Source organism: Shigella dysenteriae (assembly GCF_022354085.1).
Lineage (GTDB): Bacteria > Pseudomonadota > Gammaproteobacteria > Enterobacterales > Enterobacteriaceae > Escherichia > Escherichia coli.
Window position 1 is genome coordinate 3,796,090 of the sequence record NZ_CP055055.1, and the last position, 19,382, is coordinate 3,815,471.

Here is a 19,382-nt window from a genome sequence, read left to right on the forward strand (position 1 = left end):
TTTTTCCTCAGGGATTAATGGATAGGTCAAAATATTGTAAAATGAGTCCTTTTGATAACATTGTCCAACCGTCCATAGCGACAAACAGAATTAATTTTATCGGTGTAGATATGGTTACCGGGCTCATCATCATCATACCTAACGTTAACAAAACGCTGGATATAACCAGATCCACTACAACAAAGGGTAAATAGATATAAAAACCTATAATAAATGCACTTTTTATCTCACTCAATGCATATGCGGGGAGTAACGAGAAAATTGAAATATTATCATCATCGATTATCTCTTCATTGTCTTCAGAACCATTCACCTTCTGAATCTTTTCAAAAAAGCTAACCAACTCCGGTTCAGAATATTTTATCAAATATGATTTATAACCACTCATGCCTGTCTCAACAAAATTAACAACCGACGCTACATTATTGAATGAAAGATTCTCATTCTGACTGTTATTATATATTTCCTTCCCAACCGGCATCATTACGAACATTGACAAAAGCAAAGCAACCCCATTAAGTGTCATATTTGATGGCACTTGCTGAAGTCCCAGCGCGTTTCGGACAATAACAAAAACAATCGAGAATTTAATAAAACATGTCCCGGATGCTATTATAAACGGCAATAGTGTAAATAATGATAATATCGCTATCAGCGAAATGCTATTTGACATTATTATTCCTTGATAACCAAGAATGAATTTCTACGCCCAATTTATCATCCACTTCAACAAGTTCGCCATAGCCAGTTAGCACGCCATTTACACGTATCTCTATATTTTTCTCAGATTCAGGAAGCAGAGATATTATTCTTTTTGCACAGAGCTCGTCTATCTCATATAGATTCATTACTTTCTTACCAAGAACAAACTCAATTTTTACAGGCAACTCTTCATAACTATTAATCATCTGATCGTCATTTTCATCATAAATCTCACTCTCGTTTTTTTTGATATCAAAGTCATCTGTTTCAAAATCTTCCTCGTACTCAAAATGATCAACCATTTTTAACTCCTCTGGATAAAATAAATTGCAAATCTTTGTATTATAAATAACCGCATAAGCAATATTATTTGAGATTAATAAAACATCACCGACTTCAATATCAACAATAGTTCTATAACATGTTTTACTAAATCCAATCACAAAATGAATGGGCCAATATAATGATTTTTTGTCTAACGCTGGAGCGTTTCCGTATTGGCAGACTGTGACTTTATCTAACCAAAGATTCAATTCCCCTGTCCATATTCTTATTAGTGGTTGAGCTGGGCTCAATACTCCATCAAATACTTTACCTACGCACAAACGATTATATTTTAGTTCAGGATGCTTTAGATTTAACGGGGAACTGGATAAACTGAGCCATTCCCCTATTAACCTTTCCATTTCTGGCATTAAAGCCATCCCAGCGAGCTCAGAAGAAATTAAGGGAAATATTTCCCGAAGCAATACCCATCCAGACCAGCTGCCACTCTCTTCTGCTATTGGTAGCCATTTAGCACTAAATTCGGGCATTAATAATGCAACATCTTCGCCATTTTCTTTCCAATTTTGAAAAGTGGTTTCAAACGTATGAGTGTTTCGATTTACTTTCCTCAGACCAAACATTAACTTTCATCCTTATGATCGTTTTCGAATTTGCCTTCATTTTCTTGCTCCTCATGAGGCTGATGTCGTTGTCCTTGTCGTTCATCTTGCTCAGTCAATACCCAACGTTGTGCTGTAACATCATTGTTTTGGGCTTCATGGAGTCTGTCGGAGACAAGCGCGTCTGATGGTTTTAGTCGTATCCCTTCACTACTTTCCAGAATCCGGACTGTATGATTCTGTCCCCAACGCTGAAACTGATATGTCAATTCATTTTCTGGCACATTGACACTATTAACGGAATTATTTATATCATTCTGATTGAGCGTATGAACATTCCTTTGCTTTTCGATATGTTGAGTAAACATGGTTCTGTTATCAGCAAACCTTCTTTCGTTAGTACTGTCTAATGAATGAGCCTGCGGTCCATTTATTTTGTCTCCATCGCGGTATTTTTTCTCACGATCTTTATTATTACTGTTTTTTTGATCTGTGATGTACTCTGTATGGCTACCATTATGGATTTTTTCCTTAATTTTTATCGTGTTATCAGATAGTTCAGAACTAATACCCTGACCTCGAGAAGTCATATTGAGAATTTTCTTTGTAGAAAATTGCTCTGTTCCATTTGTTTGCAAAGAAAGATATGGATTCCTGTCAACCTGGAGAGATGATTTGTTGTCAATAGACTTCATTTGCCCATTTTTTTTCCCCAACGTAGAAAATTGGCTATCCTGAGTCTGACGTAATAACTGGAGAATGGTTCCAGCGACAATCTCACTCATTTCTTTATTTTTTTTGTTTTTCTTTAAGAAACTGTCTAAATCCGAAGCAGAATTATCGGGTGTGTCTGTGTTTAAAATTTTACCGTGTTCAATTTTCTTGACTTCGTCCATTATATTTTTCCTCCTGTTCAAGCTCGTCTTGATAAAGCATCTGATCTAAAAGTTGTTTTTTGATGCGCGTTTTTAGTCGTTCGTATTTTTCTCCTTTTAGCCACCAGTGTTTTCTTTGTGCTTGCTGTTGAACTATTTCCTTGTTAAGTATTTTTCTCCGCTCTGCTATTTTTTGCTTTTCAAGATTTATCTCAGCGATCTGCTGCTGAATGACTGCAACTTTACGTAACGAGTAAAATATATCCTGTCGAAATACAACTTCGCCGAGTAACTCTTTCATATCTAACAGTGACTGCAGGTTTTTAAGTTGCATATCATACAGGCGTTCCTTTTCGGCTAACTTTTCTTTTTCTGCATTTAACTTTTGTAATGATGCTTCACATGCAGCCAGGCTCTGCGCTGTTCTTCTTATAAGTCGATTAACTTTACTTAACAATTCGTTCAAGCTCTTTTAGAGTTTCACTCATTGGCATTTTTTCATTAACTGACTGTTTCAACCAATTTGTGAGTTTAGGCCGTGCATTCATAGCAAAATCATTTTCAGCATTTTGCCCAGCGCGATATTCCCCTAAGTCAATAAACACCTGTAGATCTTCCAAAGTTGTGAGGATCTTCCTTACCCGTGCAGCATTATCTCTGTGTTTTTCATCAGTGACCTGACCAAATACTCGACTCACACTTTTTAGAACATCTATTGCCGGATAGTGACCTTGACCCGCGAGTTTGCGACTTAGATAGATATGGCCATCAAGGATTGAGCGAATTTCATCACCCAGGGGGTCTGATTCATCTTCCCCTTCCAGTAACACGGTATAAAACGCGGTGATACTTCCTTTTAGTGTTGGTCCCGGCCTCTCCAGTAAGCGAGGCAAACTGTCAAAAACAGAAGCAGGATAACCACGTCTGGCAGGTGGTTCACCCGCTGCCAGTTTCATATCACGTAGTGCTCGTGCATACCGCGTCATTGAGTCGATAAAAAGTACAACTCTCTTTCCTCGATCTCTAAAATACTCTGCCACGGTTGTCGCCATCAGGGCGGCATTACACCGGTCTACTGACGAAAAATCAGAGGTGGCATATACCAATACGCATTTCGCTGCATTTACTGATTGTTTCAGCGATTCCGCGCATTCCGTAACTTCCCTACCACGTTCGCCAATCAAGCCAATAACAAACACATCAGCTTCAGTATTGTTTACGAGCATATGCATTAAAACCGTTTTGCCACAGCCAGCCGAGGCGAAAATCCCAACACGTTGACCAATGCCACATGTCAGTACGCCATCAATGACTCTTATCCGTGTCTCAAGTGGTGTATTAATAACTCGACGTTCCTGATACGACGGTGGCAGTTCATCAATCAGGCGTAAATTTCCTCTATCGCCTGGAGTGTCCGGGACAAACCTTTCCATAATTTGACCAGAGGCATTCAAAACCGAACCAAGAAAGGCATCACTAATCTGTATGGTCAACTGCTCTCCCGTTGGTTTCAAAATTGCAGTACGTGTAAGCCCCACTGAGCTGCCTATAAGGTTTAATAATGTCTTTCCATTGCGAAAGCCAACGACCTGAGCCCTGGCTATACGTTCATTTGCTTGCCAGCTCGCATAAATTTCGCATACTTCACCCACAGAAACGTCGTCAAGTTCTGCTTCAATCAGAGAGCCGTTTATGCTATGTAAGTAGCTGTATTTATTTAATAATTTTAATTTTTTCATACCGGCATGCTCCATATCGCAAGACATTATCCTAAATAGTTTTCAGAATATTAACGGGAACATTTTCCGTTAGTTCCCCATACGAAAGTACTTCGAGGTCTCGATAACTAGATTCAATAAGTTTTTTGATAAAACGACGAATATCCACAGATCCCAGTAAAATAATGTCTTTAATAGGAATATTGATTCCAGAAAGTGCCAGTTTAAAATTATCCAGAATCATCTCAGCTTCGGATGCATCGAGATTAAGAAAAGTACCGCCAGCGGTAGGCCTGACACCATCTCTGATTCTGTCCTCTATTTCAGGCGAAATCACAATTGCTTTAATTTCTCCAGAATATGAAAACTTATGGCAAATGTAGCGACCTAATGCACCTCGTACATGCTCGACGAGTGTGATTATATCTTTCTCTCGTGGGCTCCATAATGCTAAGGCCTCCATAACTAACCGCATATTGCGCACTGAAATTCGCTCCTGGATCAGACGCTGAATTACCTCTGAAATGCGCTGCACGGTTATATATCTTAATATTTCTTTTAATAGGTCAGGATACTTCATCTCTAATTGATCAAGAATATATTTTGTTTCTTGCATACCAAAGTACTCATTAATATTATGAGCCAGACATACAGATAAATGATTATACATTTCATCCATGGCCGTGCGAGTATAACAGCCAATTTTTGTTAATTTTTGAGCATCACTTTTCGTAACCCAATAATATTGTTCACCATTACTATTTACAATGACAGGTTTCTTGATCAAAGTCGAAACCACTTCATCTGAATATTCAACCAACAAGACAAGATCATGATAAATTTTAAATTGCGAAGCTCTGACTTCATTTAGCATTAATATGACATCTTCATCATTAAGACCTTCCCCCTCACGAATGACAATACCGGGAATTCGGATACCATATTCAATAAAAAACTGACTACGAATCCTATCAGCAAGATTGATTTCAGTGTATTTTTTAGCCTGTACACTATTCATAATCAAGACCAAGGGTACCGTTTCGGTAATAACCTGATCAAGTTTATTAATGATACCTAATGAGATATCATCATCTTGATTATAGGGTTCCAACCCAACGGTAATATCTCTCTCAACAACCGTTTCTTCAGTCCCTTTCTTTTTGAATTTAAAGTAAAAGTAAATTCCTAAGATCACTGCCAAACATAAAAACACAAGAAGGGGAAAACCTGGAAGTAACCCAATACTTAGCGCGAGGACACATGTCACAATAATGACAAAAGAATTACTTAATAACTGGGACATTATATTTTGCCCCATATTATCACTATCGCCATTTACGCGCGTAACGATAAATCCTGCGCTAATAGCAATTAATAAAGCTGGAATTTGAGAAACAAGACCATCACCGACAGTAAGAATTGTGTAGACAGTCAACGCTGTTGAGAAATCCATTCCATTTTGGCCTACTCCTACTGATAGCCCACCGATAATATTAACAAAGATAATAATAATGTTTGCAATAGCATCACCTTTGATAAATTTCATCGCACCATCAAAGGAACCATACAGCTGACTCTCTCGTTCTAATACGCTACGACGTTCTTTTGCTAAATCTGCATCAATGATCCCAGCGCGTAGATCGGCATCAATGCTCATTTGTTTACCTGGCATACCGTCAAGCGAAAAGCGGGCAGCAACTTCAGCCACACGTTCCGAACCTTTAGTAATCACGATAAACTGAACAATAGTAACAATGGAGAAGATAACAAAACCAACTACCAGGCTATCTCCAATAACGAACTCACCAAAACTCGTTATAATTTCTCCAGCATCCGCCTCAAGAAGTATAAGTCGACTGGTACTGATCGCCAGCGCCAAACGAAATAACGTTGTGATAAGGAGGATTGATGGAAATGAAGAAAAGCTTAAGATCCTATCAACATAGAATGATCCTAAAAATACAAGTATTGCCAATGTTAAGTTAAGCCCAATCAAAAAGTCGATTAAATAGGTGGGCAATGGAATTATGAGCATGGCGATAATCATCACCATTAATCCAAGAATTATTAATTCTGGATGACTCCTTAACCCTACCAAAACTTTGTTAAACATTGAACATCACCTTCTTCCATGGTTTTTTATTTTGTTTTTTGTTACAGTTTTGTGTATCAAAGAGCTCTGCTGCAAATGTTACTTTTATTGCCTGTTTACAACACTCCCTAATCTCTAATAATTGTTCATTATTAATAAAAAGTGAAAATGGAAGATTTGTACATCCACTGTAAATCGCCTTCAGGAGTAACGTTTTGTCTTTATAATTAGCATCTGCGGGAAGGGTCACCAGTGCATTGTTCAGGAGTTCCTCTGCAGTCTCAGGAAATTTTATTAACGATATCAGAAAAAATATCCAGTAATCTTCTGCGCTGATAAATTTTTTAATTATTGGGTTATTCATTAAAGTTTTCAGAAATAAAGCCTCTGCCGACTGAAGAGACAATAGTTGTGACAACTTATTGAGAAACATACCAAATTCCAATGATGAACAACTCGCATCAAGTGCATTTATATCTGAGAAAAGCGTCTCTTTGATAAATTTTGTCACCAACATTCTATTTTGATAGCCATAACTACCAATCCATTCGACATAAGTATCTACAGCATCATCTTCTGCCATTAAAAATTGCCGATAACTCGCCCTTAGTAATTTTGGATTTAATGACAGCGCCTGGCCAAATAACTTTGCTTTTAATGCCGAGTTAATGCCGCTATTAATGAATTTTTTAGTAGTCTCTTGATTAACTTTTCTAAGTAATGCTTCAGCGTTTAGCCGGACATTTTCTGATATTTGTTTTTTACGTAAAATTGCACGTAACACAACTACCAGATCGCTTTCATCTGGGAATAATTTTTTAGCAAAGCTATACACTTCATAGTCATGGGTAGTTGCAGCCTTAAGCGCCTCCATAACTTTGTCGGTTTTTTCTATTGGCTGGTCTTCCAGGACATATTCTTCTCCGTCCAGAAAATTGGCCAGTTGTTCTTCGTAGATTTTTTTCTTCATAAACTGCGTTAACGCTGCTGACATCTCGTCAGTAGCTTGTAAGAACCGAGCTTCTTTACCTGCGGGATCATCCCCCATTTTAGGCATTTCAGCTTCAATATCTTCATTATCTTCTGTGATAATGTCCTCTAAGCGAGAAACTTCCCTGGCTCTTTCTAATACACCGACATGCTCTACATGAATCGCCATTTCACTATCCTCCGACGACTTCACGATTCAGGTAAGTTTTTATCCATTTCTGCAGTAATTCATCGTTAATTTCTTTATTTTTTGCCATTTGCTGTGTAATCGCTCTGGCATCAACCGCAGCCTCATTCGCATTATTCATCATGCGCTCATCGATCTCTCTTGGCTCAATAAGAAAGACACGAACGATGTTATTCGCATTTGTTCCTTCATAACCAAATAATTTACCAATAAATGGAATGCTGCCTAATATTGGGATCTTGCGACTTTCATAGGTATTCGTATCGCGTGTATATCCCCCAATCAAAAGACTTTTCCCTTGGGGCACGCGTGCAATAGTACTTATAAGTGTTCTACCAACCTGAGGCAGATCATCAACATTGGTCTTGTCGGAATTGATTTCATTTCCATCTTCAATATTCAAGAGTAATTCAATTTGATTTCGCGCAGCAAATCGTGGTAGCACGCTAATCATCGTACCATAGGTTACTTCATCCAATTCCGCAGTACGCTCGCCGACTAATTTAGTATAGAAAGTGCGGTTATTATCAAATATAGCAGGAATATTCTCCTGTGTTAAAACGACGGGACGAGCAACAACGGCGGCTCTTCTTTTTTGTGCAAGTGCCTGTATTGTTGCAATAAACTGTGTCCCATCAAGGGTACTAATTGAACCTGAATTATTAAATGATGCACTTAAGCTGGATCCAATTTTTATCGTGCCCGACCAGTCAGCACCTAGCTGTTCTAGATCAGTCTTATCAATATCTATTATCCATAAAGATAATTCAATGTGTCGCTTTGGAATATCAAGCGTAGCTACTAACTTCTCGATAAAATCAACCTGAGATACTGTTCCTTTAACAAGTAAACTGTTGGTATCAGGATATGCAATAATTTGTATATCGTCAGTCTCTGGCGCTCCTGCTGTCGATATTATTTTCTCTACTTGTAGGTCATCATCTTCTTCAGCCCCAGGAAAAGGAGGCATACGTGATACGTTTTTTAGTTGTTGACGACTTGAAATTTCAGAAAGTACGTTCACCCCTGTGCTTTGCTTAATGTTATTATTTAACAACGTCGATAGTACTTTTGCCATGCCAGGAATAACTATCTTTTCGCCACGTAACTCATAAGTCCGGTCATTAACGAATGTGTTGACCAGATGAATTATTCCTACTTTATTTCGACCGATCTCAATGCCATCGCTGTTTTGCTCCATTAATTTCGCAGCATTAACGACCAGGTCAACATAAACCGGTGGCCCCGATACATAGAAAGTACCATTGCCGCCCCCTTTAATTTCATAACGAGAGTTATACAGACCCGATTTTTTTAAGAAATTATTAAACTCATTCGTCGATACCTTTCTCAGATTAATCAATGCATTACGCATCTCTGATGAGTCGTAGATATAAATAGCTTTGCCATCATCATACCAAATAAGCCCCATCTGTGCCGACAGGCGTTCAATCAAGGCATAGGGTTCTGTTAAATCAAAATTTCCGCTGATCTGTTTCTTCATGGCAAGCTTACTAACTATTGTAGGCTTACCCGCATATGATGAAACCGTTTCAAAAAAACTACGTAGATTTTCTTTATTTGCTACGTATCCATTCGCTGCTGCGGCATATGCACCAGGAGTCAATAATCCATTAAAAATGCATAAGACTGAAATTAATATAATAGTAATGCGTAATTTTATTTTCATAACTTTTTACATAGTTCTCTCGGTGTTTTTCCTAACCGGCTTTTTACTTCGGCTGAAAAGTGTGATGAGGACGAGTAACCATATTTATGCGCAATAGTTGTCATATCACTGTTTCCTTCAATGATTTCCAACACGGCTCTGGCAACTCTCCAGCCACATAATTCCGTTTTAACTTTACCACCCAATGCATAACTACATAAACGGCGAAAATGTGAATACGATACGCCGTAAAGCTCACCAAGATCATAGAGTGAAGTCTGTATGAGCGATTGCGATAATAAATAACGAACCAGTTTATAGCATTCTGTTTTTCTTAGATGCTGAAACAGGATTTCATTAATATTATCGCTGCTCAGATAAGTGGCTAAAAACCAGGCTTCACTTGCAACTTTACTGAATAGCACAACTTCTGATGCAAAGGGCAAGGCATCAGCAAACAATTCATGATGTTCCCTTTCCACACTCCCCGTTGATTCATCTATAAAAGCTAATAATTTACTCAGGATATCAATGCGAAGTGGATGATAAATTACTTTCCCTGCAGTTACCTCAATTTGGCTTCGGTCAATGAGCAGTAATATATCTTCCACTACCATTAATTTTTGATGGTTATTACCAATCGTAATAACAAGGGTTACATCCTTGTTTTCATTTCCCCGTAAGAACCACATTTCAGGGTCCAGTAGGGTTAACTTCTGTCCTTGAAGCAAAACATTCATTGGAAGTAACAGCCCTTCTTCAATCATGTTTCATCTCCTTATTCCATATTCTCATTCTCCATAAACTTGCTATAAAAACATGATTAAAAAGTGATGATTACTATTTATAAAATAATGATTTTGTTATGAGCGAATAGCTATCAGCCACTTACACTAGTACGTCATCTTGTCTATATACAGATTTGTAACTGTTGATATGTTTTACTTAAACACACCTCGTATTTCTTATAACACTTGTTTGGTAACTATTTTCAATACAAATCATATTTGTTAGTTCTTCATTAACACACTGCGAGTGTTTTGTTACTCCCCGCATATATTTTATTCTCTTGTTCGATTCTATTTTTCTTAATCGATCATATAATTTTCTTGTTAGTCGGATTTACGAATCATGAGACTTATAATGGAAGGAATGAGACTAAGCGGCCAGGTTAAACCTGTAATTATTGCAGCAAACAACCGATATGTTACTTTTTCTTCCGAGAAGATAAATATTAAAGTCGATGTCACAACCAGACCTATCAGGTAAGCTAACAGTAATTTATTGATCACTTTTACCTCCCCTTTCGATTTCTCTTTGAGCGGTCCTTTTAAGCCAGGACCGCCTCATTATGAAAATTATTTAATTCCCTCATCATTGATAAGGTTGGACATCTCTTTCAACATGAGAGTCATTGAAGCTTTCGACCAATTTAGCGGAATGATAGGGCTTGGCGCTTCATGCAAAGTTCCCGACTTGTGGATATAGTTATAGCTTTCGGGAAGTGCCATTTCTGGTACGCTCCTGCCATTTGCACCAATCATATTCTCGCCTGTTATTTGGGCCAATGATCTATTCATAAATTGTACTGAGTCATTCAAATACTCTTCTTTTCTTGATTCTTTATAAACAATTGCTGCTGATTTTGCATACCATGAGTCAAAAAACCATTCTGCTTCTGTTGATGGAATGAAGCTCTTTTCTCTTTTTGCATGCGAATTTTGATCGGTATCGGTTTTAATATCATTGAACCAAAAATTTGCCGACTGATAATTATCCTTCTCGTATCTTTTTATACCATACGGACCTGCTAGTTTTTTAACTATTTTTAGAACTTGCTCTTTTCTTCTGGTGTTTATCTTTGAAAGATTTGCAGGATAAATAACATTAAGTAAAGCCGCATCGGCTTCTCTGTAATGTTTATCTTTTTCCAGATAACCTGGGGATTCTCCCCCTAAATCAAGCTGTAACGTTATTCTTTCATAACCTTTATCTATGAGGTGGTTCAACCTCGTTGTTGAAAGAGTTTCATCCAGTTCATTGACTTTAGCTTCGCGTAGTAAATCAGAGACAAAAACAGAGTCTTTCTTCGAGAGTAGGTTTGACAAACGTTCCAGTCCAGAGGTCACCAGTGCAACGGAAGATGTGTTTAATCGGGCATCTTCCTCCCACGCTCCGGAATCTTCCATAACATAGAAATTGGCTTTATCCAGATAAGCAATCAGCAGCGCAACCGATTTTAATCGGTCACCTTTTTGCCAATCTTCAGCGTTAATAGTACTAGTATTGATTGCTTGTATAAGGAGATCAAGATAAAGACCTAACGCATCATTTTGTTTATGGTTCCACAGCTGCGGCTTGCCTTCTTCCTGCACATCTGCCATCACGGGGGAGTTGCTGTCAAATCGGATATGCACAGCATTCATTTGCCCGGGAATACCATCCAGTCGTTTTGGGTTGCTAATGATGTCCTGCATCCGCTTAATCTGGTCGGGCGTAGACATATAATCCCACAGGGTGAGCAGAACCTTTTTTGCGGCTACACTATTTCCCTGGTCTGATACTAATGCCATATAGCCCCATAAACTATCCCTCAGCCAGACAGCATCATAGTGGGTTTCTGCCGCTGTTTTGTCATCTTCGAAAGTAGAAGCAAGAATAAACGTTCCCCAGGGTTTCTCCGTCAACGTTAACTTTCGTGTGTTTTCTGTTAATGTTAGCAATCCTTGAATTTCGTCTTTGGTATAGTGGCTCTTTATTTCATTTTGTAATTTGGCTGAGTGAATCAGAAGACGATAATTAGGATACTTATCTGGATTTAACGATAAATAACTTTTATCTGTTGCTGCCCCCGTGGAATTAAGAATGTTAAATACAGATTCACTCGTCACTTCTGCCCCTGTAGCCAGGCATGTGCCGCACGAAAATATACCAGCGAGCAGAAGAGTTAATGCAGATTTCCCTTTCATAAAATATTCCATCAATCGTTTGTTAAAAGCGTAGATAACCACTTATTTAACAACTTGAAAATAAGGTATTTTACCTGGGTTGTTACAAAAGGATTGCATTGCGTAAACGCTTTTTATTTACAAAAAAATGGGGAAGTGTTACGGCGATTGCGAAAAGTCTGAAGCGATTGAATTAAGATAATATAGAAAATCAGATACAACAAAAATGGCAGGTTGATGAGGTGAAGATAAATTGGAGCGGGCGAAGGGAATCGAACCCTCGTATAGAGCTTGGGAAGCTCTCGTTCTACCATTGAACTACGCCCGCTTCGAGATGCGTAAGGCATTATAAACCTTACGCTCTCCTTAGCAAGTGCCGCGCTGCTGACTGCTGATTAATTCGCCATCAGCATTTTGGCTTGCTGCCCTGCGGCGGCAAGTAACGTAGCGGATCAATTGCCGTTGCACGGTAACGAATCTGGAAATGCAGGCGAACAGATGCCGCATCCGTGCTCCCCATGGTGGCGATTTTTTGCCCAGCCTTCACGCTTTGCCCATTATTTACCAGCATCGTGTCATTATGGGCGTAAGCCGTAATGTAATCTTCACTGTGTTTAATCATGATGAGATTACCGTAGCCACGCAGCTGGTTGCCCACATACACCACCTTTCCTGCACCCGCGGCGTAAATAGGTGTACCCCGTGGAGCAGAGATATCAATCCCTTTATTGCCGCCATCTGCTGTCGAATACGGCATGATAACTTTCCCTGTCGTTGGCCATAACCAACAACGTTGCCCTACTGGCGGCCAGGAAGATTTCGGTACCGCTGATGACGGTGTAACCGATGCGGTTTTGGTCGTTGATTTGGCGGTTGATTTACGTGTACTACTGCTACTTTTCGCCCCACCCAGTTTTAGTTTCTGACCAACTTCAATGGTGTAAGGGGGGGAAATGCCGTTCAGTCGCGCCAGCTCTTTTACGCTGGTTCCCGTGGTGCGCGAAATACGATATAGCGTATCCCCCCGTTTCACGGTGTAAACGGAGCCGGAATACGTTCCTGTATCGGATGATTTGCTACCCGAACAGCCCGCCAAAAGCAGTCCAACCGATAACAACATCACGATACCCAGAGATTTTTTATTCAGGCGTCCCGCACTCAAAATCTTTCCTCGCTTAAAAAACAAGACGCCATATCATAGCAGCCAGCCTCTTGATACCCAATCTCTTGCTTCTGGAAAAACGCGGTAATAGAGAAAGAGGTTAATTTCATTTGGCAAAGGGAAGTATCATCAGCAAAATTTTCGCTGTAGAGGTATCGAATTTCCTGACTTTTTTACCCTATTTCCCATCCTGATGCGTAATAATCCCAATTTATCACATTGATTTTATCGCCACTCATATTGATACGTATCACTGCCCCTATTCAGAGTCCTGTTTCGTATCATATCTGTGTTTTTTTAACGTCATCACACTTCCTTCCTCCCCTAACGCTTATCGTCGTTTCTGGCGTAAATCTTGCCTGCTTAGACTAAATCTTTGCCATAAGAACCAAATGTTCAAATCGAGGGGATTTCTATGGAAGCGCGGGAAGCAACCGCTACGGGTGAATCATGCATGCGCGTTGATGCCATTGCTAAGGTCACCGGGCGGGCACGATATACTGACGATTATGTTATGGCGGGCATGTGTTATGCGAAATATGTACGTAGCCCTATCGCACATGGTTATGCCGTAAGTATTAATGATGAACAAGCCAGAAGTTTACCAGGCGTACTGGCGATTTTTACCTGGGAAGATGTGCCTGATATCCCATTCGCTACAGCTGGGCATGCATGGACACTTGACGAAAACAAGCGCGATACCGCCGATCGCGCACTGCTAACTCGCCATGTTCGTCATCATGGTGACGCCGTTGCCATCGTCGTGGCCCGCGATGAACTCACGGCAGAAAAAGCGGCGCAATTGGTCAGCATTGAGTGGCAAGAATTACCCGTTATCACCACGCCAGAAGCGGCGCTGGCAGAGGACGCTGCACCAATCCATAACGGCGGCAATTTACTGAAACAAAGCACGATGTCGACGGGCAATGTCCAACAAACAATCGATGCCGCCGACTACCAGGTACAGGGGCACTATCAGACCCCCGTTATTCAACATTGTCACATGGAAAGCGTAACATCGCTGGCGTGGATGGAGGATGACTCGCGAATTACCATAGTTTCCAGCACCCAGATCCCGCACATTGTTCGCCGCGTGGTTGGTCAGGCGCTGGATATTCCCTGGTCATGCGTACGAGTCATCAAACCATTTGTCGGTGGCGGTTTTGGTAATAAACAGGATGTACTGGAAGAGCCAATGGCGGCATTCCTGACCAGCAAGCTTGGCGGCATTCCGGTGAAAGTTTCCCTTAGCCGTGAAGAGTGTTTCCTCGCAACCCGTACCCGCCACGCTTTTACTATTGACGGGCAAATGGGCGTGAACCGCGACGGAACATTGAAAGGTTATAGTCTGGATGTTCTGTCTAACACCGGCGCTTATGCATCTCACGGGCACTCCATCGCTTCTGCAGGGGGAAATAAAGTCGCTTACCTTTATCCTCGTTGTGCCTACGCTTACAGTTCAAAGACCTGCTATACCAACCTCCCCTCGGCTGGTGCGATGCGTGGTTATGGCGCGCCACAAGTCGTATTTGCCGTTGAGTCTATGCTTGATGACGCCGCGACAGCGTTAGGTATTGATCCTGTTGAAATTCGTTTACGCAACGCCGCACGCGAAGGAGATGCTAATCCGCTCACGGGCAAACGTATTTACAGCGCAGGGTTGCCGGAGTGTCTTGAAAAAGGCCGGAAAATCTTTGAATGGGAAAAACGCCGTGCAGAATGCCAGAACCAGCAAGGCAATTTACGCCGCGGCGTTGGCGTCGCCTGTTTTAGCTACACCTCTAATACCTGGCCTGTCGGCGTAGAAATAGCAGGCGCGCGCCTTCTGATGAATCAGGATGGAACCATCAACGTGCAAAGCGGCGCGACGGAAATCGGTCAGGGTGCCGACACCGTCTTCTCGCAAATGGTGGCAGAAACCGTGGGGGTTCCGGTCAGCGACGTTCGCGTTATTTCAACACAAGATACCGACGTTACGCCGTTCGATCCCGGCGCATTTGCCTCACGCCAGAGCTATGTTGCTGCGCCTGCGCTGCGCAGTGCGGCACTGTTATTAAAAGAGAAAATCATCGCTCACGCCGTAGTCATGCTACATCAGTCAGCGATGAATCTGACCCTGATAAAAGGCCATATCGTGCTGGTTGAACGACCGGAAGAGCCGTTAATGTCGTTAAAAGATTTGGCGATGGACGCTTTCTACCACCCTGAACGCGGCGGGCAGCTCTCTGCTGAAAGCTCCATCAAAACCACCACTAACCCACCGGCGTTCGGCTGTACCTTTGTTGATCTGACGGTCGATATTGCGCTGTGCAAAGTCACCATCAACCGCATCCTCAACGTTCATGATTCGGGGCATATTCTAAATCCGCTGCTGGCAGAAGGTCAGGTACACGGCGGAATGGGAATGGGCATTGGCTGGGCGCTATTTGAAGAGATGATCATCGATGCGAAAAGCGGCGTGGTCCGTAACCCCAATCTGCTGGATTACAAAATGCCGACCATGCCGGATCTGCCACAACTGGAAAGCGCGTTCGTCGAAATCAATGAGCCGCAATCCGCATACGGACATAAGTCACTGGGTGAGCCACCAATAATTCCTGTTGCCGCTGCTATTCGTAACGCGGTGAAGATGGCTACCGGTGTTGCAATCAATACACTGCCGCTGACGCCAAAACGGTTATATGAAGAATTTCATCTGGCAGGATTGATTTGAGGATAACATCATGTTTGATTTTGCTTCTTACCATCGCGCAGCAACCCTTGCCGATGCCATCAACCTGCTGGCTGACAACCCGCAGGCCAAACTGCTCGCCGGTGGCACTGACGTACTGATTCAGCTCCACCATCACAATGACCGTTATCGCCATATTGTTGATATTCATAATCTGGCGGAGCTGCGGGGAATTACGCTGGCGGAAGATGGCTCGCTACGTATCGGCTCTGCAACGACATTTACCCAGCTAATAGAAGATCCTATAACTCAACGTCATCTCCCGGCGTTATGTGCTGCGGCCTCGTCCATTGCTGGACCGCAGATCCGTAACGTCGCTACCTACGGTGGAAATATTTGCAACGGTGCCACCAGCGCAGATTCTGCCACGCCAACGCTCATTTATGACGCGAAACTGGAGATCCACTCCCCACGCAGTGTTCGTTTCGTCCCGATTAATGGCTTTCACACCGGGCCGGGCAAAGTGTCTCTTGAGCATGACGAAATCCTTGTCGCCTTTCATTTTCCGCCCCAGCCGAAAGAACACGTGGGCAGCGCGCATTTTAAATATGCCATGCGCGACGCAATGGATATTTCAACGATTGGCTGCGCCGCACATTGCCGACTGGATAACGGCAATTTCAGCGAATTACGTCTGGCATTTGGTGTTGCCGCGCCAACGCCGATTCGCTGCCAACATGCCGAACAGACTGCACAAAATGCGCCATTAAACCTGCAAACGCTTGAAGCTATCAGCGAATCTGTCCTGCAAGATGTCGCCCCGCGTTCTTCATGGCGGGCCAGTAAAGAGTTTCGTCTGCATCTCATCCAGACGATGACCAAAAAAGTGATTAGCGAAGCCGTCGCCGCGGCGGGGGGAAAATTGCAATGAATCACAGCGAAACAATTACCATCGAATGCACCATTAACGGGATGCCTTTTCAGCTTCATGCCGCACCAGGCACGCCGCTCTCGGAATTACTCCGCGAACAAGGACTGCTAAGTGTCAAACAAGGGTGCTGCGTGGGTGAATGTGGTGCCTGTACGGTGCTGGTCGACGGCACAGCAATAGACAGTTGCTTATACCTTGCCGCCTGGGCTGAAGGAAAAGAGATCCGCACGCTGGAAGGTGAAGCGAAAGGCGGAAAACTTTCTCATGTTCAGCAGGCTTATGCGAAATCCGGCGCAGTGCAGTGCGGGTTTTGTACGCCTGGCCTGATTATGGCTACCACGGCAATGCTGGCGAAACCACGCGAGAAGCCATTAACCATTACGGAAATTCGTCGCGGACTGGCGGGAAATCTTTGTCGCTGCACGGGGTATCAGATGATTGTAAATACAGTTCTGGATTGCGAGAAAACGAAGTAAAAGGATATCCGGCCTGAATTCAGGCCGGATTCACTGAGGTTATGTGTTTAACAACTCATATTTCTTAATCTTGCGATAGAGCGTAGCAATGCCGATGCCCAGTTCATCAGCAACTTGCTTCTTGCTGTTATGACGTGAAAGCGCCTCGCGGATCATTTGCTTTTCCATCTCCTCCAGCGCCGTGCCGCCCGCATCATCGAGTGACAGGTGTGCCTCAGTGACCTCTGTTACATCACTTTGCTCCGTTGTGCCATTATTCAGCAGATTTGGCGGCAATAGCGTGCTGTCGATAACTTCACCTGAAGGAACAACGTTAACCAGATATTCCATCAAATTGCTTAACTCGCGCAGGTTTCCGGGCCAACGATGCTTACGCAATATTTCGACGACATCGGGAGCAATGCCAGGATAAACCGATCCCAGACGACGGGTATGCAGATGTAAAAAGTAATGCACCAGTAGTTCAATATCTTCCTGACGTTCACGCAGCGGTGGCAGAGTTATCGGGATAACATTAAGTCGGTAGAAGAGATCTTCGCGGAATTTACCTTCGGCAATGAACTGGGCCAAATTCTGGTTAGTTGCAGAAATGATGCGAATGTCGACTTGTATTGGGCTACTGGCACCAATCGGCAGAATTTCACGTGCCTCAATAGCGCGCAGTAATTTAGCCTGCAACATTAATGGCATATCACCTATTTCATCGAGAAACAGCGTGCCCGTATTCGCCGCCTGAATCAACCCTGTTTTACCGTTGGCAGAAGCGCCAGTAAATGCGCCTTTAACATAACCGAACAGTTCGCTCTCCAGAAGCTGCTCCGGAATCGCGGCACAGTTGATAGCAATAAAGGGTTTATTCCGTCTTCCGCTCAACTTATGGATTGCACGGGCGACGACTTCTTTACCCGTGCCGCTTTCACCAACCACCATAACGCTGGATGGGCTGGGTGCAATACGGCTAATGAGTCGTTTTAATTGCCGCATAACACGGCACTCGCCAACCAATTGTTCAATATGCGGTTCATCAGGTGCATTTGCTACAGAAAAACTGGTATGCGATTGGTGAAACGCCATTAAAAATAATTGTCGGCCCTGAATGTTATGCAATTGGCCAATGATTAATTCACTTTTATCGTCCCACGAAACAATATGCTGCATATGTCCATGGGTAAAATTACTCTCAAATGTTAATGGTCTGAAACGGATAGGTTTCCCAATAATATTATTTTGTACAATACCAAGTGTTTTTAAGGCAGTCTGATTAACAAACTGAACCCGACTTTCATCATCAACAACTAATACGCCCTGATCCATATTATCGATCATGGTCGCGAATATTTTACTGATGTTATCTCCTGGCCCCTGATCCTCCAGAAGTTTCGAAACAAAAATGGTGGATATATGGCGAACATAATCAGAAAATTCGCGTAAATTATCACTGATATGCTCTTGTTGCTCGTGGGTAACGGCAATCAAACTTATCACCCCAACACAACGATCCTGTAAAATGACAGGCGTACCCAGAAATGCTTTTTCGCGGCAATTTTCTTTACTATCGCAACCTTCGCAAAGGGGATCGAAGCGAGACTGTGTCACAACTTTTTCAGTTTTCGTTTCCAGGACGTGGCGGAGCAGGCGTGAGTTGCCGCTCAACTGGCGACCAAGAAACTTCCCATACGCGCCAGTTCCGGCGACGCGACACAAGTTTTCATCAACGATCTCAACCTCAAGCTGCAAAACGCTGGCAAGCATTCTGGCAAAACGCTGAATTGTCGGTTGAATTTGCATCAATACTGACTGCGTAGTAGCAAGCTCCATAGCTTTACCTTCCAGACTTACTTAAAAGTCGATCATTGAAGACGTTGATGGTTCACAGATCATGATGATATTAACTCAGGCGAAATTGGCTTTGATAAAAACATAAGATTTTTATCACTTTCTAATGAAATTATGGAAGAGATATCACATTTCTATATCAATATGAGAATTACGGCGGTGAGTTTATCAAACTGACGAGGGATAGCCTGCCCCTTTATCTTATTTCTGATACTTAGCAGCAAATAAATAACGCAAT

General features: G+C 42.2%; 15 protein-coding genes, 1 tRNA gene and 2 pseudogenes. 3 read left to right on the top strand and 15 right to left on the bottom strand.

Annotated elements, in window-relative coordinates:
* Positions 1–7: 7 nt before the first annotated feature.
* The 14 genes and pseudogenes from HUZ68_RS18160 to actS form a co-directional block, all read right to left on the bottom strand.
* The gene (locus tag HUZ68_RS18160; RefSeq protein ID WP_001613739.1) at positions 8–673 is read right to left on the bottom strand and encodes an EscR/YscR/HrcR family type III secretion system export apparatus protein; all 666 of its coding nucleotides are present in this window, start codon (positions 671–673) and stop codon (positions 8–10) included.
* A pseudogene (locus tag HUZ68_RS18165) lies at positions 663–1,650 on the bottom strand (YscQ/HrcQ family type III secretion apparatus protein). The gene HUZ68_RS18160 and the pseudogene HUZ68_RS18165 overlap by 11 nt, the downstream one beginning before the upstream one ends.
* The gene (locus HUZ68_RS25045; protein WP_122986818.1) at positions 1,610–2,179 is read right to left on the bottom strand and encodes a SpaN/EivJ family type III secretion system needle length determinant; all 570 of its coding nucleotides are present in this window, start codon (positions 2,177–2,179) and stop codon (positions 1,610–1,612) included. Before HUZ68_RS25045 ends, HUZ68_RS18165 begins: the two are co-directional and overlap by 41 nt.
* Before the next feature lie 75 nt (positions 2,180–2,254).
* Positions 2,255–2,485, bottom strand: a pseudogene (locus HUZ68_RS18175) (type III secretion protein); the annotation flags it as partial.
* A complete protein-coding gene (locus HUZ68_RS18180; protein ID WP_001362281.1) occupies positions 2,463–2,921 on the bottom strand; it encodes a type III secretion protein in 459 nt (152 codons plus the stop codon). The pseudogene HUZ68_RS18175 and the gene HUZ68_RS18180, both read right to left, overlap by 23 nt.
* Positions 2,911–4,203: a type III secretion system ATPase SctN gene (sctN, locus tag HUZ68_RS18185; RefSeq protein ID WP_000734308.1), complete on the bottom strand. Its 1,293-nt coding sequence runs from the start codon at positions 4,201–4,203 to the stop codon at positions 2,911–2,913. The genes HUZ68_RS18180 and sctN overlap by 11 nt, the downstream gene beginning before the upstream one ends.
* Positions 4,204–4,234: 31 nt before the next feature.
* Positions 4,235–6,295, bottom strand: coding sequence for an EscV/YscV/HrcV family type III secretion system export apparatus protein (locus HUZ68_RS18190; RefSeq protein ID WP_239593952.1), 2,061 nt, complete (start codon positions 6,293–6,295; stop codon positions 4,235–4,237).
* Complete coding sequence (locus tag HUZ68_RS18195) at positions 6,288–7,433, bottom strand: YopN/LcrE/InvE/MxiC type III secretion system gatekeeper (protein ID WP_000974426.1); 1,146 nt, start codon at positions 7,431–7,433, stop codon at positions 6,288–6,290. Before HUZ68_RS18195 ends, HUZ68_RS18190 begins: the two co-directional genes overlap by 8 nt.
* Before the next feature lie 4 nt (positions 7,434–7,437).
* Positions 7,438–9,141 (bottom strand): type III secretion system outer membrane ring subunit SctC, encoded by a 1,704-nt coding sequence (gene sctC, locus HUZ68_RS18200; protein ID WP_000694690.1) that lies wholly within the window; start codon positions 9,139–9,141, stop codon positions 7,438–7,440.
* Positions 9,138–9,887 carry a type III secretion system transcriptional regulator EivF gene (eivF, locus tag HUZ68_RS18205; protein WP_000568782.1) on the bottom strand — a complete coding sequence of 250 codons (750 nt, stop codon included), beginning with the start codon at positions 9,885–9,887 and terminating at the stop codon, positions 9,138–9,140. The genes sctC and eivF overlap by 4 nt, the downstream gene beginning before the upstream one ends.
* A 345-nt stretch (positions 9,888–10,232) precedes the next feature.
* The gene (locus HUZ68_RS18210) at positions 10,233–10,412 is read right to left on the bottom strand and encodes a GhoT/OrtT family toxin (RefSeq protein ID WP_001301699.1); all 180 of its coding nucleotides are present in this window, start codon (positions 10,410–10,412) and stop codon (positions 10,233–10,235) included.
* 66 nt (positions 10,413–10,478) lie between these two features.
* Positions 10,479–12,089: a glycoside hydrolase family 15 protein gene (locus HUZ68_RS18215; RefSeq protein WP_021577888.1), complete on the bottom strand. Its 1,611-nt coding sequence runs from the start codon at positions 12,087–12,089 to the stop codon at positions 10,479–10,481.
* A gap of 233 nt (positions 12,090–12,322) precedes the next feature.
* Positions 12,323–12,396, bottom strand: a tRNA-Gly gene (locus tag HUZ68_RS18220).
* 78 nt (positions 12,397–12,474) lie between these two features.
* The gene (actS, locus tag HUZ68_RS18225) at positions 12,475–13,230 is read right to left on the bottom strand and encodes an amidase activator ActS (RefSeq protein ID WP_001272558.1); all 756 of its coding nucleotides are present in this window, start codon (positions 13,228–13,230) and stop codon (positions 12,475–12,477) included.
* A gap of 415 nt (positions 13,231–13,645) precedes the next feature.
* Here actS and xdhA point away from each other — a divergent pair, with 415 nt between their 5' ends.
* From xdhA to xdhC, 3 genes are read left to right on the top strand one after another with little or no spacing between them, the layout of a single operon-like run.
* The gene (xdhA, locus tag HUZ68_RS18230) at positions 13,646–15,943 is read left to right on the top strand and encodes a xanthine dehydrogenase molybdenum-binding subunit XdhA (RefSeq protein WP_033814767.1); all 2,298 of its coding nucleotides are present in this window, start codon (positions 13,646–13,648) and stop codon (positions 15,941–15,943) included.
* A gap of 10 nt (positions 15,944–15,953) precedes the next feature.
* Positions 15,954–16,832 (top strand): xanthine dehydrogenase FAD-binding subunit XdhB, encoded by an 879-nt coding sequence (gene xdhB, locus HUZ68_RS18235; RefSeq protein WP_000459173.1) that lies wholly within the window; start codon positions 15,954–15,956, stop codon positions 16,830–16,832.
* Positions 16,829–17,308, top strand: a complete 480-nt coding sequence (xdhC, locus tag HUZ68_RS18240; RefSeq protein WP_001016605.1) for a xanthine dehydrogenase iron sulfur-binding subunit XdhC — start codon at positions 16,829–16,831, stop codon at positions 17,306–17,308. Before xdhB ends, xdhC begins: the two co-directional genes overlap by 4 nt.
* Before the next feature lie 39 nt (positions 17,309–17,347).
* Here xdhC and HUZ68_RS18245 read toward each other — a convergent pair whose 3' ends face one another.
* Entirely contained in the window at positions 17,348–19,126 is a 1,779-nt protein-coding gene (locus HUZ68_RS18245; RefSeq protein WP_028131823.1) for a sigma-54 interaction domain-containing protein, read from the bottom strand.
* Between the last annotated feature and the right edge of the window lie 256 nt (positions 19,127–19,382).

Bases quoted from the DNA above. Each gene is read 5' to 3' on its own strand.
- xdhB (WP_000459173.1), top strand. From the start codon at position 15,954: ATGTTTGATTTTGCTTCTTACCATCGCGCAGCAACCCTTGCCGATGCC.
- HUZ68_RS25045 (WP_122986818.1), bottom strand. From the start codon at position 2,179: ATGACTTCTCGAGGTCAGGGTATTAGTTCTGAACTATCTGATAACACG.
- sctN (WP_000734308.1), bottom strand. From the start codon at position 4,203: ATGAAAAAATTAAAATTATTAAATAAATACAGCTACTTACATAGCATA.
- xdhC (WP_001016605.1), top strand. From the start codon at position 16,829: ATGAATCACAGCGAAACAATTACCATCGAATGCACCATTAACGGGATG.
- HUZ68_RS18195 (WP_000974426.1), bottom strand. From the start codon at position 7,433: ATGGCGATTCATGTAGAGCATGTCGGTGTATTAGAAAGAGCCAGGGAA.
- sctC (WP_000694690.1), bottom strand. From the start codon at position 9,141: ATGAAAATAAAATTACGCATTACTATTATATTAATTTCAGTCTTATGC.
- eivF (WP_000568782.1), bottom strand. From the start codon at position 9,887: ATGATTGAAGAAGGGCTGTTACTTCCAATGAATGTTTTGCTTCAAGGA.
- HUZ68_RS18215 (WP_021577888.1), bottom strand. From the start codon at position 12,089: ATGAAAGGGAAATCTGCATTAACTCTTCTGCTCGCTGGTATATTTTCG.
- HUZ68_RS18160 (WP_001613739.1), bottom strand. From the start codon at position 673: ATGTCAAATAGCATTTCGCTGATAGCGATATTATCATTATTTACACTA.
- HUZ68_RS18245 (WP_028131823.1), bottom strand. From the start codon at position 19,126: ATGGAGCTTGCTACTACGCAGTCAGTATTGATGCAAATTCAACCGACA.
- HUZ68_RS18190 (WP_239593952.1), bottom strand. From the start codon at position 6,295: ATGTTTAACAAAGTTTTGGTAGGGTTAAGGAGTCATCCAGAATTAATA.
- xdhA (WP_033814767.1), top strand. From the start codon at position 13,646: ATGGAAGCGCGGGAAGCAACCGCTACGGGTGAATCATGCATGCGCGTT.